The organism is Lacinutrix sp. WUR7, assembly GCF_016864015.1.
Lineage (GTDB): Bacteria > Bacteroidota > Bacteroidia > Flavobacteriales > Flavobacteriaceae > Oceanihabitans.
Genome location: NZ_CP045067.1, coordinates 1,653,464 through 1,678,775, shown reverse-complemented (window position 1 = coordinate 1,678,775; position 25,312 = coordinate 1,653,464). Strand labels below are relative to the sequence as shown.

The 25,312-nt window shown below is 33.2% G+C and carries 22 protein-coding genes; 17 read left to right on the top strand and 5 right to left on the bottom strand.

Annotated elements, in window-relative coordinates; all coding sequences use genetic code 11:
• Positions 1 to 31: 31 nt before the first annotated feature.
• Both FG167_RS07395 and FG167_RS07390 read left to right on the top strand, forming a co-directional pair.
• Positions 32 to 892 (top strand): cyanophycinase, encoded by an 861-nt coding sequence (locus FG167_RS07395; protein ID WP_203460780.1) that lies wholly within the window; start codon positions 32 to 34, stop codon positions 890 to 892.
• A gap of 1,017 nt (positions 893 to 1,909) precedes the next feature.
• On the top strand, positions 1,910 to 2,206 hold the full coding sequence (locus tag FG167_RS07390) for a GIY-YIG nuclease family protein (RefSeq protein ID WP_203460779.1): 297 nt from the start codon (positions 1,910 to 1,912) through the stop codon (positions 2,204 to 2,206).
• Between the two features lie 356 nt (positions 2,207 to 2,562).
• Here the strand turns inward: FG167_RS07390 and FG167_RS07385 are convergent, their stop codons facing one another.
• On the bottom strand, positions 2,563 to 3,492 hold the full coding sequence (locus tag FG167_RS07385) for an isoaspartyl peptidase/L-asparaginase family protein (RefSeq protein WP_203460778.1): 930 nt from the start codon (positions 3,490 to 3,492) through the stop codon (positions 2,563 to 2,565).
• Positions 3,493 to 3,711: 219 nt separating this feature from the next.
• Here FG167_RS07385 and polA point away from each other — a divergent pair, with 219 nt between their 5' ends.
• From polA to FG167_RS07360, 5 genes are all read left to right on the top strand, one after another.
• Positions 3,712 to 6,558 (top strand): DNA polymerase I, encoded by a 2,847-nt coding sequence (gene polA / locus FG167_RS07380; RefSeq protein ID WP_203460777.1) that lies wholly within the window; start codon positions 3,712 to 3,714, stop codon positions 6,556 to 6,558.
• 143 nt (positions 6,559 to 6,701) lie between these two features.
• On the top strand, positions 6,702 to 7,673 hold the full coding sequence (locus FG167_RS07375) for a thymidylate synthase (protein ID WP_203460776.1): 972 nt from the start codon (positions 6,702 to 6,704) through the stop codon (positions 7,671 to 7,673).
• Positions 7,674 to 8,468: a hypothetical protein gene (locus FG167_RS07370; protein ID WP_203460775.1), complete on the top strand. Its 795-nt coding sequence runs from the start codon at positions 7,674 to 7,676 to the stop codon at positions 8,466 to 8,468.
• Positions 8,465 to 9,376, top strand: coding sequence for a hypothetical protein (locus FG167_RS07365; RefSeq protein ID WP_203460774.1), 912 nt, complete (start codon positions 8,465 to 8,467; stop codon positions 9,374 to 9,376). The genes FG167_RS07370 and FG167_RS07365 overlap by 4 nt, the downstream gene beginning before the upstream one ends.
• A gap of 2 nt (positions 9,377 to 9,378) precedes the next feature.
• Positions 9,379 to 10,125: a restriction endonuclease gene (locus tag FG167_RS07360; RefSeq protein ID WP_203460773.1), complete on the top strand. Its 747-nt coding sequence runs from the start codon at positions 9,379 to 9,381 to the stop codon at positions 10,123 to 10,125.
• Between the two features lie 8 nt (positions 10,126 to 10,133).
• Here the strand turns inward: FG167_RS07360 and FG167_RS07355 are convergent, their stop codons facing one another.
• The 3 genes from FG167_RS07355 to FG167_RS07345 all read right to left on the bottom strand — a co-directional run bounded on the left by FG167_RS07355 (position 10,134) and on the right by FG167_RS07345 (position 12,649).
• On the bottom strand, positions 10,134 to 11,219 hold the full coding sequence (locus FG167_RS07355; protein WP_203460772.1) for an ImmA/IrrE family metallo-endopeptidase: 1,086 nt from the start codon (positions 11,217 to 11,219) through the stop codon (positions 10,134 to 10,136).
• Positions 11,219 to 11,548: a hypothetical protein gene (locus FG167_RS07350; protein ID WP_203460771.1), complete on the bottom strand. Its 330-nt coding sequence runs from the start codon at positions 11,546 to 11,548 to the stop codon at positions 11,219 to 11,221. The genes FG167_RS07355 and FG167_RS07350 overlap by 1 nt, the downstream gene beginning before the upstream one ends.
• Before the next feature lie 300 nt (positions 11,549 to 11,848).
• Positions 11,849 to 12,649, bottom strand: a complete 801-nt coding sequence (locus FG167_RS07345) for a tryptophan-rich sensory protein (RefSeq protein ID WP_203460770.1) — start codon at positions 12,647 to 12,649, stop codon at positions 11,849 to 11,851.
• A 416-nt stretch (positions 12,650 to 13,065) separates the two neighbouring features.
• Between FG167_RS07345 and FG167_RS07340 the strand changes: the two genes are divergently transcribed.
• From FG167_RS07340 to FG167_RS07325, 4 genes are all read left to right on the top strand, one after another.
• Positions 13,066 to 13,956, top strand: coding sequence for a YitT family protein (locus FG167_RS07340; RefSeq protein ID WP_203460769.1), 891 nt, complete (start codon positions 13,066 to 13,068; stop codon positions 13,954 to 13,956).
• Positions 13,956 to 14,537 (top strand): HD domain-containing protein, encoded by a 582-nt coding sequence (locus tag FG167_RS07335; RefSeq protein ID WP_203460768.1) that lies wholly within the window; start codon positions 13,956 to 13,958, stop codon positions 14,535 to 14,537. Before FG167_RS07340 ends, FG167_RS07335 begins: the two co-directional genes overlap by 1 nt.
• A 213-nt stretch (positions 14,538 to 14,750) precedes the next feature.
• A complete protein-coding gene (locus tag FG167_RS07330; RefSeq protein ID WP_203460767.1) occupies positions 14,751 to 15,245 on the top strand; it encodes a hypothetical protein in 495 nt (164 codons plus the stop codon).
• Between the two features lie 81 nt (positions 15,246 to 15,326).
• Complete coding sequence (locus FG167_RS07325) at positions 15,327 to 17,189, top strand: adenylate/guanylate cyclase domain-containing protein (RefSeq protein ID WP_203460766.1); 1,863 nt, start codon at positions 15,327 to 15,329, stop codon at positions 17,187 to 17,189.
• A gap of 326 nt (positions 17,190 to 17,515) precedes the next feature.
• Here FG167_RS07325 and FG167_RS07320 read toward each other — a convergent pair whose 3' ends face one another.
• Complete coding sequence (locus FG167_RS07320; protein ID WP_203460765.1) at positions 17,516 to 18,583, bottom strand: methyltransferase; 1,068 nt, start codon at positions 18,581 to 18,583, stop codon at positions 17,516 to 17,518.
• 349 nt (positions 18,584 to 18,932) lie between these two features.
• Between FG167_RS07320 and FG167_RS07315 the strand changes: the two genes are divergently transcribed.
• The 6 genes from FG167_RS07315 to FG167_RS07290 are packed head-to-tail and all read left to right on the top strand — an operon-like array spanning position 18,933 to position 25,304.
• The gene (locus FG167_RS07315; protein ID WP_203460764.1) at positions 18,933 to 19,838 is read left to right on the top strand and encodes a nucleotidyltransferase domain-containing protein; all 906 of its coding nucleotides are present in this window, start codon (positions 18,933 to 18,935) and stop codon (positions 19,836 to 19,838) included.
• The gene (locus tag FG167_RS07310) at positions 19,831 to 21,273 is read left to right on the top strand and encodes a radical SAM protein (RefSeq protein ID WP_203460763.1); all 1,443 of its coding nucleotides are present in this window, start codon (positions 19,831 to 19,833) and stop codon (positions 21,271 to 21,273) included. The genes FG167_RS07315 and FG167_RS07310 overlap by 8 nt, the downstream gene beginning before the upstream one ends.
• Entirely contained in the window at positions 21,266 to 22,048 is a 783-nt protein-coding gene (locus tag FG167_RS07305) for a bifunctional 2-polyprenyl-6-hydroxyphenol methylase/3-demethylubiquinol 3-O-methyltransferase UbiG (RefSeq protein ID WP_203460762.1), read from the top strand. Before FG167_RS07310 ends, FG167_RS07305 begins: the two co-directional genes overlap by 8 nt.
• Positions 22,049 to 22,064: 16 nt before the next feature.
• A complete protein-coding gene (locus FG167_RS07300) occupies positions 22,065 to 23,447 on the top strand; it encodes a B12-binding domain-containing radical SAM protein (RefSeq protein WP_203460761.1) in 1,383 nt (460 codons plus the stop codon).
• Entirely contained in the window at positions 23,444 to 24,568 is a 1,125-nt protein-coding gene (locus tag FG167_RS07295) for a hypothetical protein (RefSeq protein ID WP_203460760.1), read from the top strand. The genes FG167_RS07300 and FG167_RS07295 overlap by 4 nt, the downstream gene beginning before the upstream one ends.
• Positions 24,558 to 25,304: a glycosyltransferase family 2 protein gene (locus FG167_RS07290; protein WP_203460759.1), complete on the top strand. Its 747-nt coding sequence runs from the start codon at positions 24,558 to 24,560 to the stop codon at positions 25,302 to 25,304. The genes FG167_RS07295 and FG167_RS07290 overlap by 11 nt, the downstream gene beginning before the upstream one ends.
• Positions 25,305 to 25,312: the final 8 nt, after the last annotated feature.

Genomic DNA, 25,312 nt, shown 5'->3' with positions numbered 1-25,312 from the left:
TTTGCACATTATAATTTTAAGTGATAAATAGATGCATAGATTTAACGGAACGTTAATTCCTATAGGAGGAAATGAAGACAAAGGAATTGAAGAAAGTGAACAATACACGCTAGAGTTTATAAGCGAAGGTATTTTGTTTCATGTAGTTGAAGAAGCTGGAGGTATAGACTCGAATATTGTGGTGATACCTACCGCATCTAGTATTCCTGTAGAAGTTGGTGAAAATTACATGGAAGCATTTACTACCTTAGGTTGTAAAAACGTTACTATTCTAGACATTAGAAGTAAAGAAGACTCTGAAAAACAAGCAGCTATAGATTTAATAAAAGGTGCAGATTGTGTCATGTTCTCTGGTGGAGATCAATCTAAAATCTCCGATAAAATTGGAGGTACTACCATTCACACTATTTTGGTAGACCGCTATAAAAACGAAGAAGGTTTTGTTATTGCAGGTACCAGTGCTGGTGCTATGATGATGTCTCAAGAAATGATTGCTGGAGGATCTGCTTCAGAAGCATTTATAAAAGGAGCAGTTACTATGTATAAAGGATTAGCTTTAATCCCGGAATTAATTATAGACACGCACTTTATTAAAAGAGGTCGTTTCGGACGCATATCGGAAGCGGTTGCACAATTCCCAAAGCTTGTCGGACTTGGCTTAGCAGAAGACACCGGACTTATCATTAAAAATGGTTCCCTAGAAGTTATAGGTTCTGGAATGGTAATTATTTTTGATGGAAGAAAACTAAAACACAACAACCACAAAGTTTTAAAAGAAGGCACACCAATGTCTCTAACCAATTTAAGAACGCATATTCTATCTAATGGAGACCGTTTTAATATTAAAAATAAGGAAGTAGAAGTATTACCTATCGAAGCTCCTTTTATCTGAACTCCTAAATTCCTGCGCAGACAGGAATCTCATACCTATTAATATATTTATTTTTTGGTTAGCCAACCGAAGTTTTAACATGGGTTGGGCGTTACCTTTTGCTCCTACCTACAAGGTTAACAAAAACCTCGCAGGATCGCAAAACGTCAGGCTTTCCGCTATATCTTTTAATTGTCACTTCGAGTGATTTGTGAAGCATGAACAAATTGTATCGAGAAGTCAACACGATAGTTCTCGATACAATGCTCCTTTGGTCGCATCACTCGAACTGACAATGAAATCCAATTAAAATACTACTTGTCACTTCGAGTGGTTTTCGAGGCATGAGAAAATTGTATCGAGAAGCAAACACAAATAGTTCTAGACACAATACTCCTTTGGTCGCATCACTCGAACTGACAATGAACTTCAATCAAAAAAATACTGCTTGTCACTTCGAGTGGTTTTTGAGGCACGAGAAAATTGTATCGAGAAGTCAACACGATAGTTCTCGATACAATGCTCCTTTGGTCGCATCACTCGAACTGACCATGAAATCCAATCAAATACTACTTGTCACTTCGAGTGATTTGTGAAGCATGAGCAAATTGTATCGAGAAGCAAACACAAATAGTTCTCAATACAATGCTCCTTTGGTCGCATCACTCGAACTGACAATTAACTTCAATCAAAAAATATAGCTTTTGTCACTTCGAGTGATTTTTGAGGCACGATAAAATTGTATCGAGAAGTCAACACGATAGTTCTCGATACAATGCTCCTTTGGTCGCATCACTCGAACTGACAATAAAGATCAATCAAAAAATATAGCTTTTGTCACTTCGAGTGATTTGTGAAGCATGAACAAATTGTATCGAGAAGCAAACACAAATAGTTCTCGATACAACACTCCTAGCGTCGCATCACTCGAACTGACAATGAACTTCAATCAAAAAAATACTGCTTATCACTTCGAGTGGTTTTTGAGGCACGAGAAAATTGTATCGAGAAGCAAACATTTTTTTACTAACTTTAAACATGAAAACATATTACGTTTACATATTAGAGTGTTCCGATAAAAGTTACTACACCGGATTTAGTTCTAGATTAAATATTAGAATTATAGAGCATAAAACAGGTAAATACCCAGACTGTTACACCTTTAAAAGAAGACCAATTACGCTAGTTTTTCATACTACATTTTCAAATCCAAATCATGCTATTGCTTGTGAAAAGCAGATTAAGAAATGGTCTAGAGCGAAAAAGGAAGCTTTAATAAATAATACATTCGAAAAACTACCTAATCTCTCAAAGAAGAAGTTTGATAATAGATAGGTTCTCGATACAATTTCGATAAAAAATCGAAATCACTCGAACTGACAATACAACCAACTTGTCACTTCGAGTGGTTTTCGAGGCACGATAAAATTGTATCGAGAAGCAAACACAAATAGTTCTCGATACAATGCTCCTTTGGTCGCATCACTCGAACTGACAATGAAATCCAATTAAAATACTACTTGTCACTTCGAGTGGTTTGTGAAGCATGAACAAATTGTATCGAGAAGCAAACACAAATAGTTCTCGATACAATACTCCTAGCGTCGCATCACTCGAACTGACAATACAACCAACTTGTCACTTCGAGTGATTTTCGAGGCACGAGAAAATTGTATCGAGAAGCCTTTTTTTTATTTATAAATAGAAACCTCTTCCATTCCAGTGGAAGATTTACTAGCGCGATACATACCCTCGGTATTAAAAGGCATTGCGATATTTCCTTTGGTATCAATAGCAATTAATCCGCCATCACCTCCTATTTCTAGTATACGTTTATTTATTACTTCGTTAGCTGCAGCTTCTAAAGACATTTCTTTATGCTCGATCAAACAAGCAACATCATAAGCAACCACACCACGAATAAAAAACTCGCCACTTCCTGTACATGAAATAGCACAAGTTTTATTATTGGCATAGTTTCCGGCACCAATCATCGGACTATCTCCTACGCGTCCCCATTTTTTATTGGTCATTCCTCCTGTAGAAGTTGCAGCAGCAATATTACCGTCTTTATCACAAGCAACAGCGCCAACGGTTCCAAATTTAGAATCCTTCTTTTTGGCATGATCCAACTGAAAACTATCCGTGTCTTTTATTTCTAACCACTGATTATGTCTTAATGCATCGTAAAAATACGATGCGTCTTCTAAGGTATAACCTAACTCTTTAGCAAACTGCATAGCACCTTCGCCTGCAAGAAAAACATGTTCGCTTTTTTCCATCACATCCCGAGCCAAACTAACTGGGTTTTTAATTCCGGTAATTAAACTAACCGCTCCTGCATTCAATGTTTTTCCATCCATAATAGAAGCATCCATTTCATGAGATTCGGTTGCAGTAAAAACGCTTCCTTTTCCCGCGTTGAATAATGGAGAATCCTCCAAAACAACTACTGCTTTCTCCACTGCTTCGGTTGCGGTTCCATTATTCTCTAGCACTTTATAACCTTCGTCTAATGCTAATTGCAAAGCAGCTTTATACTTCGCTTCTAACTCCGGAGTCATCATTCCTTTTACTAAAGTTCCTGCACCACCATGTATGGCAATTGAAAATGTATTCATCTATAAATATTTTCAGCAAAAATACGTAGCAATTTTTTAATAACTTTATTAATAATGAGGTTCTTTAGTTTTTAAAGAAATTGTAATTTGCAGTCGGACTGATTTCTAATTTAGAATCGTCATTCTTTTGTCTCTTCGAGCGCAGTCGAGAGGTTAATACCACCCAAAAGAGAGTTCTCGACTGCGCTCGAACAGACAAACACTTATACTCAAAATCAAATGTCAGATAACAAACGTGTATTTCTAGTTGATGCTTTCGCATTAATTTTTCGTGGCTACTATGCCTTTATAAAAAATCCGAGAATCAATTCTAAAGGCGAAGATACCTCAGCTATTATGGGTTTTATGAATTCGCTTTTAGACGTTATTAAGCGTGAAAGACCAGATCATTTAGCGGTATGTTTTGATAAAGGCGGATCTGCAGATCGTGTAGAAATGTTTGAAGCCTATAAAGCGAATAGAGACGAAACGCCGGAAGGTATAAAAACTGCCATTCCGTATATCATGGAGATTTTAAAAGCCATGCATATTCCAATTGTAGTAAAAGCAGGTTTTGAAGCCGATGATATTATTGGAACCTTAGCAAAACAAGCAGAAAAAGAAGGCTACCAAACGTTTATGGTTACTCCGGATAAGGATTTTGCGCAGTTAGTAAGTGAAAACATATTTATGTACCGACCAATGTTTGGTGGTGGTTATGAAACTTGGGGAATCCCAGAAGTACAAAAGAAATTTGAAGTTACCGATCCGTTACAAGTGATTGACTTTTTAGGAATGATGGGCGATGCTTCGGATAATATTCCTGGGCTTCCTGGTGTTGGAGAAAAAACAGCCAAGAAGTTTTTAGCTGCTTACGGAAGTATGGAAAATCTTTTTGCAAACACCCACGAGCTGAAAGGTAAAATGAAAGAAAAAATAGAAGCCAATCAAGAACTTGGTTTACTTTCTAAAAAACTAGCAACGATTATGCTAGATGTTCCGGTGACTTTTGATGCTAAAGATTTTGAACTAGACCAACCAGATGTTCCTAAAGTAGTAGAAATTTTTCAGGAATTAGAATTTAGACGATTAATAGATAATTTCACCAAAACATTTTCCGTGGAAGCACAAGCTACTGCTACCGAAAAACCTTCCGTTAAAGCAGAAATAAAAGTAACACCAAAGGAAGCGGAAAGTGCTGGAGCAGGGCAATTTAATTTGTTTGGAGGCGAAACCAATTCCGCGGAAGCGACAACACAAGACCCATTCGCCAGAAAAACCATAGCCACCTATTCGCATTTCTACCAAAGTGTAGCGCCAGGAATGGCAACCAAGTTATTCATTAAAAACTTAACGAACCAAACTAGTGTGTGTTTTGATACCGAAACCACAGGCTTAAATCCGTTGACCGCAGAATTGGTTGGGATTTCATTTTCTTGGGAAATTGGCAAAGGATTCTATTTACCGTTTCCAGAAGATCAAGAAGAAGCACAGACTATCATCGAAGCATTACGATGCTTTTTTGAAGCAGAAAACATTCAGAAGATTGGTCAGAATTTAAAATACGACATTAAAGTATTAGCAAAATATAACCTGCAAGTTAAAGGTCCGTTGTTTGACACCATGATTGCGCATTATTTGATCAATCCAGACATGCGACACAACATGGATATATTGGCAGAAACCTACTTAAACTACACGCCAGTTTCTATTGTAGAATTGATTGGTAAAAAAGGTAAAAACCAATTATCGATGCGTGATGTTCCGTTAGAAAAACAAACCGAATATGCAGTTGAAGATGCAGATATCACCTTGCAATTAAAAGAACATTTTGAAAAAGAATTAGGCGAAGCAAACACCAAAAAATTATTTGAAGATATTGAAGTGCCGTTGTTACGCGTGCTAGCTGCCATGGAATTAGAAGGAATAAAATTAGATGTTCCGTTTTTAAATGGCTTAGCCGAAGACTTAAACAAAGACATTGAAACTTTGGTCGCTAAAATTTATGAAGTTGCAGGTGAAGAGTTCAATATCGCATCACCAAAGCAATTAGGAATTATCTTATTTGAAAAACTCAAATTAGTAGACAAACCGAAAAAGACAAAAACCGGGCAATATAAAACTGGGGAAGATATTTTATCTGCTTTAGCAAAAGAGCACGAGATCATTAGAGATATTTTAGAATATCGCGGATTGGCAAAACTAAAAAGCACCTATGTGGATGCCTTACCATTGCAAGTGGAAGAAGCAACCGGACGTGTACACACCGATTATATGCAAACCGTTGCTGCTACGGGAAGACTGAGTAGTAACAACCCGAATTTACAGAATATCCCTATCCGTACCGAACGTGGACGACAAGTGCGAAAAGCGTTTATTCCGCGAAATGACGAGTATATTTTACTTGCTGCCGATTACAGTCAGATAGAACTGCGAATCATTGCTGCTTTAAGTAAAGAAGAAACCATGATTGAAGCCTTTAAAAACGGCGAAGATATTCACGCTTCTACTGCTGCAAAAGTATTTGGTGTTCCGCTAGCCGAAGTAACCAGAGCGCAACGTAGTAATGCCAAAACGGTAAACTTTGGAATTGTGTATGGTGTTTCTGCTTTTGGACTGAGTAACCAAACCGATTTATCGCGTGGGGAAGCCAAAGAGCTTATTGATACCTATTACGAAACCTACCCAAAACTGAAACAATACATGAGCGAACAGGTAGATTTTGCTCGGGATCATGGCTATGTAAAAACGGTTTTAGACAGACGTCGTTATTTAAAAGATATTAATAGTGCCAATGCCATTGTGCGTGGTGCTGCAGAACGTAATGCGGTAAATGCGCCTATTCAAGGTTCCGCTGCAGATATTATTAAAATCGCCATGATTAATATTTACAACAAACTGGAAGCTGGTAATTATAAAACCAAAATGCTGCTACAGGTACATGATGAATTGGTTTTTGATGTCTATAAACCGGAACTAGAAGAAATGAAAACGTTGATTAAAACAGAAATGGAGAGTGCTTTTGTTATGGATGTGCCGCTTGATGTGGAAATGGATGTTGGCGTTAATTGGTTGGAGGCGCATTAGGAAACCTGTTTGTTAAAATATTATAGCGTAATTGAGGATACCCGTAAAATAAAACAAAAGCATTAATTTACTTTTATTATTTAAAATAAATAGGCTTTTCATTTACTTGTTTACAAAATCACTAATTTGATAAAAATCCATCAATGCATATAATAGAAAAAACTTTAGATGATATTCTAAATAGAGTTTTTACCGAACTACTAAAACTACCATTTGATGTAATCCCGACAAAAGGAGCTAGTTCTGAAATATTCGGTTGTTTGATAGAATTAAAAAACCCAAGAGCAAGGTTAAGTATTACTGAAACAAAAGGTAAAGCTTTTAGTTCCCTAGGCGAACTCTTCTGGTATTTAAGCAAAACGAATGCATTAAAATATATCAAGTATTACATACCTCAATATGTAAAATCTTCTGATGATAATGAAACAATTTATGGAGGCTATGGACCAAGATTATTTAAAAAGGATGGTCATATAAACCAAGTTAATAATGTTATTGAAATTTTAAGAAAAAAACCAAATTCTAGAAGAGCTGTAATTCAACTATTTGATGCAAAAGATTTGATTGAGCAACACAAAGATATTCCATGTACAACAACATTACAGTTTACTGTTAGGAATGGAAAACTAATTATGATGACATCTATGAGATCTAATGACGCTTTTCTTGGACTGCCTCATGATATTTTTTGTTTTACTATGTTACAAGAAATAATAGCGGTTTCACTCGGTATTGAAATAGGTTCTTATCATCATGCTATTGGTAGTTTACATTTATATAAAAAAAACAAACTAAATGCTGAAAAATATTTAAGCGAAGGGACACAATCAACAAACTACCAAATGCCGAAAATGCCAATAGCAAATCCATGGGATTCTTTACAAAAAATTATTTCTGCGGAGAGATTAATACGAAAAGAAAAATTCGACCAGACAAATACTAATGAGCTTGATCCTTACTGGCAAGATTTAACATCTTTATTAAAAATTCACACGCTATTAAAGAAAAAAAAATATATTAAAATTGAAGAAGTGAAAAAAGAAATCAACAATACACTTTACCATAGTTTTATTGACCAAAGAGTTAAAACAAATCAAAAAATCAAAAGACATTAGATGAAGCAAAAAATTCTTGAAGTAATAAATAATACTTTAACAGATGCAGATATAAAATATGCAGATGTTATACCTTGGAGTACACCAATATACTCTTTTGGTAATATTTCTAATTCGAAAATTGCTACTCTTGGTATTAATCCTAGCAATAGAGAATTTGAAGATTTAAATGGTGTTGAATTAAACGGAAACAATAGACGGTTTCATACTCTAAAGTCTTTAAAAATAAATAGTTGGACCGAAATTGATAGTGCCAAAACAAATTATATAAAGACTCTTTGTGATGAGTACTTTAGTAGAAATCCTTACGACCAATGGTTTAAAAAGTTAGATTATTTAATTTCTGGTTCATCATATTCATATTACTTTCCGTCAACTGAAGCATGCCATTTAGACTTAATACCTTATGCTACATCAAAAAAATGGTCAGACCTAAGACCTAATCAAAAACATTTTTTACTAGATAAATCATCTTTATTATTAGGTCACCTTTTAAAAAACTCAAGTATTAATTATTTAATATTAAATGGAAGTACTGTTATTAAAACCTTCGAACAAATTAGCGATGTTACATTCAGAAAAGAACTTCAAACAGATTGGGTCTTAAATAGAAAAAACGGTAAAAACGTAAATGGATATTCATTTGAAGGTGATGTAAATAAAATAGGTGGAATTAAATTAAAACAAGCTATTAAAGTCTTTGGTTTTAACCATAATATTCAAAGTAGTTTTGGTGTAACAAGTATTGTCCAAAAATCTATTAGAAATTGGCTTTCAAATAAAATTAAAGTATGAGAATAAAAGACAAAGCATTATACAACGATTTAGACAAAAAACTGACTGAATTTATAAAAATTCATAGCATGCCTGGAATAAGTGATTCTTCGGATAAAGAATGTTTAATTCATCAAATAATTGATAGTGATAGAAGAATTAAAATTGCTCAAATTTTTAAATCAAAGAGTTATAGCAGTATCGTTTGTGATCCAAGTAAAACCACTTTTAACCCATTAAAAGCTGCATGTTACCATTTTCAAAATGGGGACATCGACGAAGCGTTTTGGTTAGTCTTTTTAGCTATACATTATGGTAAACACAGAGAGCATGGATGGAATTTAGTAAGGTTTACCTATAATGGATTAGGCACTTCAATAGTTTGGGATTGGCAAACCATATCTAATGACCCTACATTATTTAGATCATGGCTAAGAAGAAATCATCAAAATTTAAAACAAAAAGGAACATTCAGTAATCACAGAAAATATGTAAGTATAAAAGATAAAGGTACAGGAGCTACATTTGAAAGTTATGTTAATTGGATAGGACCAGGTAAAAGTCATGAAAAGTTTATTCAAGATTTAATTGATACTGTAGGTTCTGATCCTAAAATTTTATTCAACAAACTTTATAATTCTATGAGCTCAGTGAAATATTTTGGTAGACTTGGGAAATTTGATTATTTGACAATGATTGGGAAGCTTGGAATTGTTAATATAGAACCTGACTCTACTTATTTAAATGAATCCACAGGACCATATGAAGGAGCTAAAAAACTTTTTAACGACACTTCAAAAAGAAGTCTAAATTTTAAACTTAACGCCTTAGAAGCTCATTTAGGTTTAAATTTTGGAATGCAAATAATTGAAGACTCAATATGCAATTGGCAAAAAAGCCCAAGTAATTATATTCACTTTAGAGGATAATTATGAAGATTTTTAACATACAACCAAAAACGTGGCAAGAACTTCAAATTAAATGTGCCAAAATTATAGAAGATATTGGTTTTGAAACTGAAGTTGAGAAAAACATAAATACCGTTAGAGGTGTTGTAAATATTGATGTATTTGCCATAGATAAAGAAAACTATTCGAATCAAACTATCTTAATTGAATGTAAAAACTGGAAAACTAAAGTTCCAAAAAGTGTTGTACATTCTTTTAGGAGTGTTGTTTCTGATTTTGGAGCAAACTCTGGATATATAGTTTCAAAAGTTGGATTTCAATCTGGCTCCTTTGAAGCTGTAAAAAACACCAATGTATATTTGATGGAATTCGATGAATTTCAAGAACATTTTAAACTGAGATATTTAAATCATATTACATCTAAATTACAGAAAATAGGATACCCTTTGAGAAAGTACTCAGATTGGTTCAAAGGAACTTGGCACTCAGAAGTTAAAAAACTAACTTATGAAGAACAGAAAACCCATCAACAACTTAGTGCTAAGTATGATACAATTTCTATTGCTTCAATAATCATCAATTACAAAAATGTTATGACTGGAGAACTTGAACTTGAATACTTAGATGATGTCATAAAAATGCAGTCAAAAAAATTCCCAAAAGATGTAAAAATTAATAGTTATTCAGAATATTTTGATTGGTTGATTAATTTCTGTGAAACTGGAGTTCAAGAATTTGATACACTCTTTGGTAAAAAATTAAGGAAATAAAAATTTAATTAAGACAGCTTCAAGCTTTCTAATGTTTCATTTATATCCGACCAATCATATCTTCTTTTGTAACCATTTAAATATTCAAACCTAATAATCTTTAAGTGTTGTAACTGACCTATTACTATACCTGGAGATACACCAGCTTTAATTGAAAAACCAACTATTTTCTTTTTATTACCTCTGATTTTCATCATCTCTTCTTTCAAATAGTAAGGAATTAGAACTTCTTGAGCAAAATCATTTGCTTCTTTTTCCTTTTCATCAATTACTTTCTTATCAATTTCTAAAATAGGATTTTCTGGATTATGTAAAATTAAATGTCCTGCCTCATGAAAGAAAGTAAACCAGAACTGATCATCTGATAAGTACCTAAAACTCATTTGTATCAAAGCTCTATTACCTATAAACTTAACTACTCCACTAACTGGGCAATTTTTAGGAGTAGGAACTATTGCAAGTACAACTCCGCAATCAGAACAAATAGAAATTAATTTAGGTAAGAATTTTTTTGGATTTTTCTCTCTGGTTAAAGTCTTAATCTCATCTAAAGAATCTAAAAACTTTTGTTTATTCCATTCATTTAAAGGATACTTATTAGAAAGTAATTCTCCACGTCTTATCCAACTAAAAATAGATGCTAAATCAGATTTATAAGTCTCTGTTTTTCTAAAAGATAATGTATTTGTATTAGTATACTTAGTATACCACGCATAAACATCGCTGACACCAAAATAATTCAAACATTCTTTTTCTAAATTATTAGAATCTTTAATCCAGCCAAACTTAATCATATCCTTAATAGGTAGCGAACTGATCCAATTAGACATAACTTTTGGTTGATTAACTTTCAATAAACTTCTATAATGCTCTTCTCGATTAATCCAGAATGAACGAGAAGTACCTAATTCATTTGACAACTTAGATGCCAACTCATTATTTATTTTGATAGAACCTTCAATAAGCTTGATCACTAAATCAGTAGATTCATCAATTTTTTTAGCAAAAACGGGCACTTCAATACTTCTATTTTTTAAAATATCATTTATTGTATTTCCTGGTGATGAAGTCCAATTTGGCTGAAAATTTATCATTATATCTTTTTATTAATTGAAGTAATTTTTATCCTTGTAATTGCTGACCAATCTATACCATTTTCTAAATTAAAATCTTCTAAATCGGTATGATTAGGGACTAATTCCAATACATAATTCTCATTAAGCTCTAATTGAAAGCAAATAAGATCATTCAATCTTATTTCTTTTAAATTCCCTACTAAAACATCTAAAATACTTTCAGCTGCAAATAAATCTAAAAGTCTATTCTGTAATTGAATAGTTGCTTCTTCACCATATATAAGAATACATTTACCCTCATCTTCACATAAATCCCTTAAATTCCTATCTTTAAATGCAACAATCAAAAATTACTTATTTTAAATATTCTTTATGGATTCTAGTAAAAAATTTATTAGCTAATTTATAAACAAAAGTTGAGATTAAATACTAACTTAACAATAAAGGTATAATTTTATTAAGTTAAAGGGTAAATCTCAATTTATTTAAACGATGCATTGTAATTAAAAACATATTTAGTTTACAACACAAAAACTACTAAACACCATCCAACTCCAGAAGCTCTTCAACTTCTTCAGCACGCCAATTTTGATCTCGTTTTATTTTAGGCTATTTCAAATGTATTTTATAATTTAAAAAACTACTTACTACCTCCCCCTAAAATACTCCAAACACTTAACAGCAGGATTTGTTTCCCGATTTATAAAAGCATGCGCAAAACTGCTAAGCATTAAAATAGCAGCAGCAATTACAGCAGCATACGCTACGGTAGTATTCCCATCGTTGTTGGCAACATAAATAGCAATTAAAGCCCAAGCACCAACAAGTGCAAACTCGCGCATGTTGCGTGTCCAGGTAATCATTAGGTTTATTACCATGGCGATACCAATAAGTAAAACGGTCCAAACGGTTGGCGAGAGTCCAAAGCCATCCCAGTTGTATTTCACTAAAACTGCGGAGACATTTGCTATACTAGCCACGGTAATCCAACCACTATAAATCACAAAAGGCCACCATAAAAAAAGAATAACAGAAATGGGCTCGTCTACCAATTCCATATTATTTTTAAGTACAATTTTTATTAAGGAGAATAGCAGTATAAAAATAAATATAGAAGATAGTAATGTGTAGCTATAAATCCACGTTATAATCCACAAACAATTAGCCACGCAAGACAGTAAAAACCACCAACCTGTTTTTAATACAAAAGCATCGTCTCTTACGTGTACAAAAAGACTTCGTCCTTGGTAAATAACAAAACCTAATGCGAGTACATAGATAAGTCCCCAAATGGAAAAGGCATAACCTGCCGGTGTAAATAAGGTATTGTATTGCTTAGAAACTTCTCCTATGGTGGTATTGTTTAATAATCCGGTGTTGGATAAATAATTCATTACAATAACACAAACAAATGCAATACCGTTAATTATTTGTAGTCGTTTTTTCATAGTAGTAATATAATTAAAAATGGAATGCTTAGAAAATGGTTTTCCAAAAAATTAGGATTTCCTTTTTAATTCGTACTATAATATCTCAAACAAGAAAGCTATGTGTAGGTCTAAGCACCTACCAACTCCCAAAGGGCTACTTCTTCCTCTGCACGCCAATTCTGGTCGCGTTTGGTTTTTTCTAAGGCACCTTTCACTTTTCGTTTTAGGCAGTTTTCTAATTTAAAACGTTAACCTTCTATTAGTTCTTTTATATTGCATGTCTTTCTGTAGCATTCGTTATTTCTGCCAAATTATCAATGGCATAATAACTAATCACAACACCCAACTTAAACACTCATAATCAAACAGATATAAAAATAATTGCTTAAATTAGATAGGTAAAGATTACAACGCTATTAATCCACCTTCCACCAATGAGCAAAAGCAATTTAAACACCTTAGACCTAAGTTCTGTTTTTTCCTTTAAATCCATACTATTAAAAATAATTGGCGTCTCCTGCACGGTTATAGCTATTAAAGGATTTATGATTCCCAATCTTTTTTTAGATGGTGGCCTTTTGGGTATTTCCATTCTTATTCATGAGTTTTATCATATCGATGTTTCTATTCCGTTAATACTTCTCAACTTACCTTTTGTATATATTGGCTATAAAAAATTTGGAAAGAATTTTGCCGCACACACCTTTCTATCGCTAATATTTCTTGGTTTATTTTTAAGCCTATTACCCGTTCCTACCGTAACCCAAGATCATTTTTTAGTCGCTGTTTTCGGCGGTGTTTTTGTTGGACTCGGCATTGGTTTAATCATTAGAGGTGGCGGTGTTATTGATGGATTAGAAATCATTGCCGCTTACACCAATACCCGATTTGGTATATCTACCACCGAAATTATTATGGCCATAAACACCACCATTTTCTTAATTATTGCCTTCTTCTTAGGTTTGGAAAAAGCAATGTATTCGATTATTACTTTTTTTACGGCTTTAAAGATTTCGGATTATGTAGTGGATGGCTTTGAAAAATTAATTTCGTTAACTATTATCTCGCCTAACGACCAAGTGATTAAAGAACTGATTGTGAATCAATTCAACAAACCCATAACCATCTATAAAGGCGAACGTGGCAACTTGCCTGGAAGCTATGATATAAAACATGATTGTGAAGTTATTGTAACCGTTGTTACACGATTAGAAGTACATAAAATGAGAAAAGCAATTGCGAAAGCAGATCCAAAAGCATTTATGTTTATTCAAAACATAAAAGAAGTAGATGGTGGTGTGATTAGCAGAAAATCTGGTCACTGATGAAACCGAGTATTAATGAAATACAGAAAGATGTTGTACGTTTTTTAAACGAAAACCTACCGAAACATTTTACCTACCATAATATCAAACATACTTTGTATGTATATGAAAAGGCAATACATATTGCGAATAAAGAAAAGGTAAACAGCCAAGATATCGCCTTACTAAAAATAGCTGCTTTGTATCATGATATTGGTTTTACAAAATCGCATCTAGAACACGAAAAAGCAAGTTGCGAAATTGCTAAAAAGCAGTTGAAAAACTATGGCTATTCTAAGGAAGATATTCATACTATTTGCGGAATGATTATGGCGACAAAGATTCCGCAAAGTCCGAAAAACCTACTGGAACAAATTTTAGCCGATGCCGATTTAGAATATTTAGCGACTTCCAAATACCTAAAAACCAGCACTTCTTTGTATCAAGAGTTATTGCATTTTAATCCGGATTTAAGTGAAGACGATTGGATTGATATTCAAATTAAATTTATAAAAAACCACAGGTATCATACCTCCTATTGCAAACGCTATAAAACCTTCAGAAAAAATAAAAACTTAGCGCTTTTGGAGTCTACGACTTAACAACTACAACAGCACTAACGTATTCCGTTTTAAGACGATAAACCCTACAAGATTCATTTACAAATAATTATTCACTATATTTATTAGCCTTTAGCAATCGCTTCAAATCACACCAAAACATATACTACTTATACGTGTGAACGCTATACGGTTTTCAAATTATTCAGTTAGTTTGAATGTCGTTATAATTAATCAATTCTAACTTATTCACTAATGAAAACGTCTAAACGATTATTTCAAGTACTTCTTGTTGCGCTATTTTTTAATATTGCAACAACCTTTGCACAAGACACTTATTACGTTACCATTCATGTAGAAACCGACAAAATCACAAGCCGCAATAAATTGGAGGTTTGTTATTTTACATGGGAAAAGCCAAACGGAGAAATAACAAAATCTGTTGGTAATATTGAAGATTTTAACATTGAAGTAAACCCGGAAGATTTAATCGTATGGAATGGTGTTTCTACCACCAATCCACAAATAGATATTGTTAACGTGACCTCCATAAATCACCATGGTGGTTATAATGTTTTTGGAAGAAATGTCTTAAGGGGAAACGGCCAAACTCCCGAAGTTGTTATTGGTAAAGTTAACCCCAACACCAAAGGACGCATTCAAAAATACACCATTAAAATTACCGTGTATTTAGGTGGTAGAAAACGCGGAAACTTTAGTATTGATCCAAAAATCACGGTGAAGCTTTAATAATATTTCAAATTATTTTATCCTAAAATGAAATTCCATTCCGCATTTCCTTTCGTAACAACAATAAAGACCTGTTTTCTTATGGGCTTATTTTGCATATCTACTATTTGCTTTAGTCAGGAAAAATCAGAATCCCTCCTTTTAGAACATAGGTATACCAATAATAACTATTCTAAAAGTGAAAAACTGACGCTATTAAACGAATTGGCACAAAACCATCCAGATCCACAGAAAAAACTACACTATAGTTTAGAATTAATTAAAAATGCCAAATTACTAGATTCTAGTAAACTCCTCTTTCAAGGTTATATGCACAAAGGTGTTTCCCTTCGATTAAAAAGCGATTTCACACAAGCATTAGAAAGCTATTTTGAGGCAGCAAATATAGCTTCCAAAATTAAAAACCAACGGGATTTAGGATTGGTTAATATTTCTATTGCAGATGTTTACTCCATTACGAGTAATCATAAAAATGCAGTGAAATATTATAAAATAGGAATGGATATATTAAAAAAAGAAAATGATCTTGAAAATTATGCGAATGGTTTATCCAATTTAGGGGACGAGTATTTTAATAAAAAGGAATATGACTTAGCCATGGAATGTTTTATGGAATCTGGTTTAATATTCCGAAAAATTAACTCTTTAGAAGGGAATGCTTTTGTTTTAGGAAACATGGGAATGGTCTATGCAGAAAAGGGAAAAGATGACTTAGCGGAAGCCAACATAAATGAAGCCATCCGCATCATGGAAAATCTAGAATTGTATTATCCTATTTCGGTTTACCTTAGGTATATGTCAGATATATATGCATCTAAAAACAATAGAAAAGCAGCAATTGCATATTCCAAAAGAAGCTTAGATTTGGCCACAAAATATGGTTTAAAAGAACAAATAAGTGATGCTAATTTACAACTTTCAGACTTATACGAACAAAATGGTAGTTATAAAAAATCGTTAAGTCATTTTAAGAATCATTCCACCTTTAAAGACAGTATTGCTAATATTGAAAAAGTCCAGAAAATGGCAGATCTGCGTACCGAATTTGAAGTTTCCAAAAAACAAACCGAAGTCGACTTATTAACGCAACAGCAAAAAACGCAAAACATTCAAGTTGCATTATTAAACCAACAAAATAAAAACAAACAGAATGTAGTGATAGCAACCATTATCGCTTTGTTTTTAATTGTAATGCTTGCCTTCGGATTATATAGACGTAACAAATACATCAGTAAAACAAAATTAATAATTGAAGAAGAAAAGAGCAGATCAGATAATCTGTTACTAAATATTTTACCTGAAGAAACAGCACAAGAGCTGAAACAAAATGGCAAAGTGGAAGCAAAACGATTTGATTCTGTAACCGTTTTATTTACCGATTTTAAAAGTTTTACCAGTTATTCCGAAAAGCTAACTCCAGAGAAATTGGTAAAAAGTGTGGATTATTATTTTTCGAAGTTTGATACTATCATCGAAAAATACAAACTCGAAAAAATAAAAACGGCAGGAGATTCTTATATGTGTGCAGGAGGATTACCATTTCCAACGAAAGATCATGCAATTAAAATGACACTGGCAGCATTTGAAATTACACAATTTGTAGAAGATTCTAAAAACTTAAACAATCCGGAAATAGCACATTTTGATATTCGTATTGGTATAAATACAGGCCCAGTTGTAGCCGGAGTTGTAGGTACAAAAAAGTTCGCTTATGATATTTGGGGAGACACTGTTAATGTAGCTTCCAGAATGGAATCTAATTCTATAGCAGGAAAAATTAATATTGCAGAAAACACCTACCAATTAATTAAAGATGCTTTTGCATGTGAGTATAGAGGTGAAATAGATGTAAAAAACAAAGGTGCCCTGAAAATGTATTTTGCAAAAAGCATCCATGAAAAAACCTTTTATGCTTTTATGAATGAACAAAAAGAAGGGGTTTAAAAAACACCCCTAAGATCCCCTCAAGGGGACAGGCTAAAGCGATGAACTTTATCAATACTTATCTAAATATAGTAACAACCGTAAACCAATACCCCCTTGAGGGCTATCGAAATGAAAATACATTTTCATTGAAGATACTGAGCGTCGCTCATAGGGGTGTACAAAAAACTTTATGAAATCCGCTTAATAAAAACTCTAAAAAACACCCCTAAGGTCCCCTCAAGAGGACAATCTTAAGCGAGAAACTTTCTCGTTAATTTTCTAAATGTAGTAACGAACGTAAACAAATATCCCCTTGAGGGGATTATAAGTTGTACAAAAAAGTATTAAACGCCTGTCAACTCCCAAAGCTCCACCATTTCTTCTCCACGCCAATTTTGATCGCGTTTGGTTTTATCGGAAGCTCCTTTTACTTTTCGTTTTAGGCAGTTTACTAATTTAAAACGCCCGCCTTCCGCAAGTTCTTTTTCTATTGGATGTGTTTCTGTAGCATTTGTTATTTCGGCTAAATTGGAGAATATAATAACCAACTTACCTTCTGGTAATAATCGCTTTTTAGCTTCTGCAAAAAACTCTGGAAACAGGTTCTCGTTATAATAAATAGCTTCGTCATTGGTATCCATTTCTTGGGATGCTGGTAACCAAGGCGGATTAAAAACTATCAATTCTGTTTGCTTTTCAAACTTCCCAAAAAGAGGTGCAAAATCAAGATCTATTTTTCTAGATAACTTTGTATCGCCTAAGGTTTCTGTAAGTCCGACAATAGCATTAGGATTCGTATCTGTACCAAATACTTTTTGAAAACCATGTTTCACCATTTGAAAAGACAAAACACCAGAGCCAATTCCAACATCGATTGCCGATTTTTTTGGTCCTTCATAACGCTTCAGCCAATTATCGAATAAGATTAAATGATCAAATCGCGTTGGGAAATACACACCATAATACGGATGAATTTTGTTTCGTAATACAGGAAGCGTAATTCCGTTAAGGTTCCATTGCCAAGCACTATTTAGTCCTTGCACTTTAGTAAACGGTAATAAAAAACTCTTATTTTCAGGATACAACTTTTCTAACCAACCAATAGAAGGTGCTTTTTTTACATTTAATTGATGATCTACAATTTTAATATAAATAAGACTAGACAACTCTCTAAACGCCGAACGATATGCACGTTGCTCTGTAAAAGAATCTCCTGGGAATTTCTCTTTAAGATGCATTTGCAACTCTTTAAGCAACTGTAATCCGTTACTATAAAATTCTGTAATCATTATAGGTTTACCAGCTTCCAAACCTCTAATAGTACGTTTAACATTTATAGATCTGTTAAATTGCGGCAAAGGTTGTTCTGGTAAAAAAGGTTCTGGTTTATTTATAGTTATTTCAGAAATCATAGTTTGTATCGTGTTAAAGTGAATTGCTCACCAGTATTTTATTAATTACTGAAATGCTTTATAAAAAGACTTCAAATTCCGCTGAAAAAGGGCGAAAACACAATTAATTACAACTGATAAATAATACGGCACAAAGGTACTTTTTAAAATCGACTATATAGGCAACACCATAATGATTTCTATGAGGTATTAAACGGAAAACGGTATTGCTTGCCCCTTCAAAAAACACAAAAAACGTAGATTAACGACAAACATAACTGACTTAATACAAATCTTAAACAAAGAAAAAGCCATAACTTTACACTTTATTAGACCTATTAAAACCTAATAAAGCACAAAAAATACACTTTTGGAAAGTTTAAAGGCCATATTATATTTTTCTATTTTTAATTATCCGCTGAAAAAAGACGAGATTTTTAAATTTTCTAAAACGGAAAAAACGGAAAATCTAGAAGCAGAATTACAAGAACTAGCATTTAAAAAAGTAATTAAAAATGTTGATGGTTTTTACATTTACAAAGACACAGATTCTATTGTAAAAAGAAGACTAAACGGAAACGAACACGCCAAACAAGTGCTCCCAAAAGCTTTTAAAAGAGCAAAATTTATTGCGAAGTTCCCTTATGTAGAAAGCGTGAGTCTATCTGGAGGACTTTCTAAAGGGTATTATGATGATGATGGGGATTTCGATTTCTTTATTATCACCAAAACAAAAAGACTATGGATTGCTAGAACGCTTTTAATACTCTATAAAAAAGTGTTTTTACGAAACAACAAAAAACACTTTTGTGTCAACTACTTTATAAGTGATCAGCATTTAGAAATTCACGAAAAGAATATTTTTACAGCTACCGAATTAATGACCTTGATTCCTATCACTGGAAAGGCTATTTTTCAAAAGTTTATGCTACAAAATACGTGGCCAAAAAACTACTTACCTAATGTAACGATTAACAATTCCGAAGGCATTATAGAAGTTAAAAAACCTGTATTAACTAAGATAATTGAAGCGATCTGCAATTCTAAACTAGGAAATATGCTAGAAGCTTTTTTTAGAAAAGTAACCTTAAACAAGTGGAAAAATAAATTTACAACACTCAGTAAAAAAGAGCTGGATATTGCTATGAAATCTACAACAGATGTATCGAAACATCATCCGCAGAATTTTCAGAAAAAAGTAATTAATGCTTTAAATAAAAAGTATCTTGAAGTAAAAGAACAACACGAAATAATGCTAGAACCAGAACATGACTGATATTGTATTTTCACATTCGTATTATTATAAATTTGATGCCAAGCAATGGAAAAACCAAACCCCTTTTCCGCCGTTAGGTACTATTTATGCTGCTTCTTATTTAAGAGAAAATGGATATACGGTTAGTCTTTTTGATGCGAACCTTTTAGAAGATCCAAAAACGATAAAACCATTTCTAGAAAAACACCAACCAAAAACATTTGTAATTTACGATGATGGCTTTAATTATCTAACAAAAATGTGCTTGACCAAAATGCGTGAAGCTGCTTTTGAAATGATTCAAATTGCAAAAAAGTTAAATTGTAAGGTTATTGTTTGTAGTTCGGATGCTACAGATCATTATGAAAAATATCTAGAAGCTGGAGCAGATTTTATTATTCAAGGAGAAGGAGAAGTTAGCTTAAAAGAATTGTTAGATGCACTCACTAAAAACGACGATACTTCCATTATAAACGGTCTTGTTTACCAACAAGATGGAGAAATTATAAAAACTAAAAAACGAATAGTAACCAAAGACTTAGATGAGTTTCCGCTTCCTGCTTGGGATTTGGTAGATATGGAAGCGTACAAAGCGATATGGAAACAAAGCGGAAGTGATTTTACCTTAAATATTGCCACCACAAGAGGTTGCCCTTACAAATGCAATTGGTGTGCAAAGCCTATTTATGGCAATCGTTATAATTCGCATTCGCCAGAATACATCACCAAACATATTAAACACCTCAGCGAAACGTATGACGTACAACGCTTTTGGATATGTGATGATATTTTTGGACTGAAACCAAATTGGGTACAACATTTTAATACATCGCTTAAAAAAGAAAAGCTTTCCATTTCTTATTACATACAAAGTCGTGTCGATTTATTATTAAAAGAAGACACTATTGATGCGCTAGCAGAAAGCGGATTAGAAGAAGTTTGGGTTGGTGCAGAAAGTGGTTCTCAGGCTATTTTAGATGCCATGGATAAAGACACCAAAGTCGAGCAGATCTATGAAGCAACAAAATTACTAAAGGCGAAAAATATTCGTGTCGCATTCTTTATTCAGTTTGGCTATTTAGGAGAAACCAAAGAAGATATTGCTAAAACCATTAGCATGATTAAAGAACTTGTTCCAGATAATATTGGTGTTTCGGTTTCCTATCCTTTGCCAGGAACCAAGTTTTATGATCTAGTAAAAGACGATTTAAAGTTAAAGGCAAATTGGACAGATTCTGATGATCTTGCCATGCTTTTTAAAGGCACGTATAGCTCTGCTTTTTACAAAAAACTGCAACGCTATGTACATAAAGAATATAGAATTAGCCAAGGCTTGGAGAATCTAAAGCATTTTAATACGAATCATATAAAATCGATACTAAAACTAGTGTATTATGTGCCTTCTGCTTTTGTAGATAAATTGCAATTAAAAAAAATGAAACCTTCAAATGCATAACGATTTTGACAATGCGTCTAAACAGTATGACGATACGTTTACATTTTCGAACATTGGAAAAGCGCAACGAAAGCGTGTATTTACGTATGTCAATCCGTTATTAAATACAGAAAAAAAGCTTCGTGTTTTAGAACTCAATTGCGGTACAGGAGAAGATGCCATTCATTTTTCAAAATTAGGACATTCTGTTATTGCTACCGATATTTCGGAAGGAATGATTAAAGTTGCCAAAGCAAAAAATAATGCAGACAAGGTAACTTTTCGAGTGCAAGATATCAACCTTTTAAGTACTGCTTCGTTTGACCAAAAGTTCGATCTTATTTTTTCCAATTTTGGTGGTTTAAACTGTTTAGCTAAAACGCAACTGGAGCAATTCCTGAAAACAGCGAACCAGCTACTTGCACCAAATGGAAAGCTCATCTTAGTTATTATGCCTAAAAAATGCCTTTGGGAAAAAATTTACTTTTCGGCAAAAGGCCAATTTAAAAAAGCGAATAGAAGAAATACCGACCAAAGCTTAGCCGTACCTGTGGATGGCGTTACTGTAAAAACGTGGTATTACAATCCTAAAGAAATCTTATCTTTAACAAAAAAAGGATTTACGGTAAACAAGATAAAACCTATTGGTTTGGCTATTCCGCCTTCGTATCTTGAAAATTCCATTTTGGCAAAAAAACCGTTATTATCTATTTTTAAAGGAATAGACACTATTGTAACAGGTGCTTTTTGGGCAAAATATGCAGATCATTTTTTAATAGAGTTAACCAAAAAATAAAATACAGAATACCATAATGAGTATCGTACTTACACATGCCTATTACATATTCGAAGACCCAAAAGAGCAGCTTATCATGAAGCCTTATGCTCCGCTTGGCTTGTTATATATTTCTGCATTTTTAAACGAAAACAACACTACCAATCACTTATACGATTCTACATTTTATACCAAAGAAAAACAACTTGCTTTTATAGAAGAGAAACAACCAAAGGCCGTTGCTATTTATACGAATTTAATGACAAAAATTAATGTTATTAAACTGGTTAAAACATTAAAAACAGAAGAAAAATATGGCTTTCCAAAAATTATTTTAGGAGGTCCAGATATTACCTATAACTGCAATAACTATTTAAAGACAGGAGCAGATTTTTTAATTATTGGCGAAGGAGAGCAAACTACTTTAGAGCTTTATAATGCCATTATTGAAAACAAGCCATATACCGAAATTACCGGAATTGCATATCTAGAAGCTGGTGTTGTTAAAAAAACACCACCAAGAGTAAAAATGAAGAGTCTACAAGACTTGCCTTTACCTAACAGAGCGGCAATTCCTATAGATAAATATTTAGAAACTTGGAAAACGCACCATCAAAAAAGCTCGATGACGGTAAGCACACAACGTGGTTGTCCGTATACCTGCAAATGGTGTAGCACAGCTGTTTACGGACAAAGCTATAGAAGGCGTCCAGCAGAAATGGTTGCTGCAGAGTTAAAAATATTGAAAGACACCTATAATCCGGATAGCATTTGGTTTGTAGATGACGTGTTTACGGTGAGTCATAAATGGATTAAAGAATTTCATGAAGAAGTACTAAAACAAGATGCTATTATTCCTTTTGAATGCATTACCAGAGCAGAACGTTTAAACGACGAAGTCTTACAACTTTTAAAAGAAGCAGGTTGTTATAGAATTTGGATTGGTGCAGAAAGTGGATCGCAAAAAATCATTGATGCCATGGACAGACGTGTCGATGTGCATGTGGTTAAAGAAGCCATTCAAAAAACCAACGCTTTAGGCATAGAAACCGGCACTTTTATTATGGTTGGCTACCCTGGAGAAACTTTAGAAGATATTCAAGCTACAACCATTTATTTAAAAGAAGCAAATCCGACACATTTTACAATTACAAAGGCATATCCCATAAAAGGAACATCCCTATATAATGAAGTGGAAGCCAAAATTACCGTGCAACCAAATTGGGAAACATCTACAGATAGAGATATAGATTTTACCAGAACGTATCCATCTAAATTTTACGATTATGCTATTAAACACATAGTTAATGAAGTAAACTATAACAAAGAAAGATTAAAACCAAAAGCAAATAAACGGAAGCTATTTAAACTAAAAGCAAAATCTTTTACTGCTTTCAAAATAATGAAATTAAACCAATGAGAACAACGATACTTCTACTAATAACTTGCCTTTTGGTCTCTTGTAAAAGTCCGTATACAGAAGACATCGAGGTGACTTTTTTAAAGATAAAATGGAATAAATCTTATGAAGAAGATACTATAGATAAAGCGGTTATTGGTCTAGAATGGGCTTTATCTTATGTTGGCGCAAACACACCTTGCAATGCTTCTAAAAACATGCAAGTTTCTGAAAACACAATTACTTTGCAAACACAAAACATAGGTTTCAGTCCTACTGCAAACAAAGTATTTGAGAAACTGATATTAAAAATAAAAAAAACGGAAGCATACCGAAAAAACAAAACAATAGATCTAGGTCGCTTTATCACATTACTTCTTGCGAGTCCGGAGCATTATTACGCACTTATAGAAACGCCAAAAACTTTAAAACAGTTAAAGGAAAATTATACGCTTAATCCGCAAAAAGGATACATCAATAATTCTAGTATTGGTCTCCAAGATCGCGTAATTTATTTTTCGGAAGCATCCGAATTTAATCAACTTTGGATTTCGGAAGAAATAGATTCGATCACTAAAATCATTTATGAGTTTGAAACTATTGAATTACTAAAAAATGGACAATTACGATTTGGGATTTACGACGAAAAAGGAATCCGAAAAAATGTTGCCGATAAGAAACATACCAAAGCTGGAAAACCAGGAAAATGTATTTGGTGTCACGAATCTAACCTAAACCAATTATTTAGAGACCAAAAAGATGTAAATGGATTTTTAACTACGGAAGCATTACAACAAAAAATGATTGCTGCTAGAGATACTTTTCATGCGAATAAAAAACAGTTAAAATACAATGTAGACTATTCCAAAAAGCAACAACATACACTCACCGAATTATTATATATCTCTTTTCTAGAACCTTCTTCGCAACGATTAAGTTTAGAATGGCAAATGGAAGAAAGGGAAGTAAAAAAGAAGTTGAAAGGTTTAAAAACACATCAACATCATGAATTTCCGTTTTTAGGAGATTTATACCATCGAATAGATGTGGCGCCCTTTTCGCCATTAAAAGCAATAGCAGTTTCTGGGGATGTTAGAGAGCATTCCACCCAAGAAGTAAATCATTTAACTAGTGATAAATAATAAGAAAATAGTTGTGGTAATGCCTGCATATAATGCGGCAAAAACCATCGAACAAACCTATAAGGAAATTCCTTTAGATATTGTGGATGATGTTATTCTTACCGATGATTTTAGTTCTGATAATACGGTAGAAATAGCAAAATTACTGGGTATAAAACACGTTATTACGCACCATAAAAACATAGGTTATGGCGGCAATCAAAAAACTTGTTATAATAAAGCGTTAGAACTACATGCAGATATTATAATTATGCTACACCCAGACTATCAATACACGCCAAAATTAATACCAGCCATGTGTAGTTTAGTCGCTAATAATGTGCATGATGTTGTTTTGGGTTCCAGAATTTTGAGTGAAGGCGCTGTTAAAAATGGCATGCCGCTATACAAGTATATTTCGAATCGGTTTTTAACGCTTTTTCAAAATATTTTGATGTCTCAAAAACTATCCGAATACCATACTGGTTATCGTTGTTTTAATGTAGAAATACTTAAGAAAATCGATTATAATTCGAATTCCAACGACTTTGTTTTCGATAATGAAATTTTAGCCCAATGCTGTTTCTTAAAAGCAAGGATTGGTGAAATTTCCTGTCCGGCAAAATATTTTGAAGAAGCTTCGTCTATAAACTTTAAAAGAAGTGATATTTATGGTTTTGGCGTGCTTAGCGTTTCGATAAAATACGTTCTTGAAAAGAACAAATTATTTCGTTTTCCATTGTTTCCCTCGCAATAAAGGGATTT

Bases quoted from the DNA above. Each gene is read 5' to 3' on its own strand.
- FG167_RS07345 (WP_203460770.1), bottom strand. From the start codon at position 12,649: ATGAAAAAACGACTACAAATAATTAACGGTATTGCATTTGTTTGTGTT.
- FG167_RS07370 (WP_203460775.1), top strand. From the start codon at position 7,674: ATGAAGCAAAAAATTCTTGAAGTAATAAATAATACTTTAACAGATGCA.
- FG167_RS07385 (WP_203460778.1), bottom strand. From the start codon at position 3,492: ATGAATACATTTTCAATTGCCATACATGGTGGTGCAGGAACTTTAGTA.
- FG167_RS07365 (WP_203460774.1), top strand. From the start codon at position 8,465: ATGAGAATAAAAGACAAAGCATTATACAACGATTTAGACAAAAAACTG.
- FG167_RS07325 (WP_203460766.1), top strand. From the start codon at position 15,327: ATGGGCTTATTTTGCATATCTACTATTTGCTTTAGTCAGGAAAAATCA.
- FG167_RS07330 (WP_203460767.1), top strand. From the start codon at position 14,751: ATGAAAACGTCTAAACGATTATTTCAAGTACTTCTTGTTGCGCTATTT.
- FG167_RS07360 (WP_203460773.1), top strand. From the start codon at position 9,379: ATGAAGATTTTTAACATACAACCAAAAACGTGGCAAGAACTTCAAATT.
- FG167_RS07390 (WP_203460779.1), top strand. From the start codon at position 1,910: ATGAAAACATATTACGTTTACATATTAGAGTGTTCCGATAAAAGTTAC.
- FG167_RS07320 (WP_203460765.1), bottom strand. From the start codon at position 18,583: ATGATTTCTGAAATAACTATAAATAAACCAGAACCTTTTTTACCAGAA.
- FG167_RS07340 (WP_203460769.1), top strand. From the start codon at position 13,066: ATGAGCAAAAGCAATTTAAACACCTTAGACCTAAGTTCTGTTTTTTCC.
- FG167_RS07310 (WP_203460763.1), top strand. From the start codon at position 19,831: ATGACTGATATTGTATTTTCACATTCGTATTATTATAAATTTGATGCC.
- FG167_RS07305 (WP_203460762.1), top strand. From the start codon at position 21,266: ATGCATAACGATTTTGACAATGCGTCTAAACAGTATGACGATACGTTT.
- FG167_RS07295 (WP_203460760.1), top strand. From the start codon at position 23,444: ATGAGAACAACGATACTTCTACTAATAACTTGCCTTTTGGTCTCTTGT.
- polA (WP_203460777.1), top strand. From the start codon at position 3,712: ATGTCAGATAACAAACGTGTATTTCTAGTTGATGCTTTCGCATTAATT.
- FG167_RS07395 (WP_203460780.1), top strand. From the start codon at position 32: ATGCATAGATTTAACGGAACGTTAATTCCTATAGGAGGAAATGAAGAC.
- FG167_RS07300 (WP_203460761.1), top strand. From the start codon at position 22,065: ATGAGTATCGTACTTACACATGCCTATTACATATTCGAAGACCCAAAA.
- FG167_RS07375 (WP_203460776.1), top strand. From the start codon at position 6,702: ATGCATATAATAGAAAAAACTTTAGATGATATTCTAAATAGAGTTTTT.
- FG167_RS07335 (WP_203460768.1), top strand. From the start codon at position 13,956: ATGAAACCGAGTATTAATGAAATACAGAAAGATGTTGTACGTTTTTTA.
- FG167_RS07355 (WP_203460772.1), bottom strand. From the start codon at position 11,219: ATGATAAATTTTCAGCCAAATTGGACTTCATCACCAGGAAATACAATA.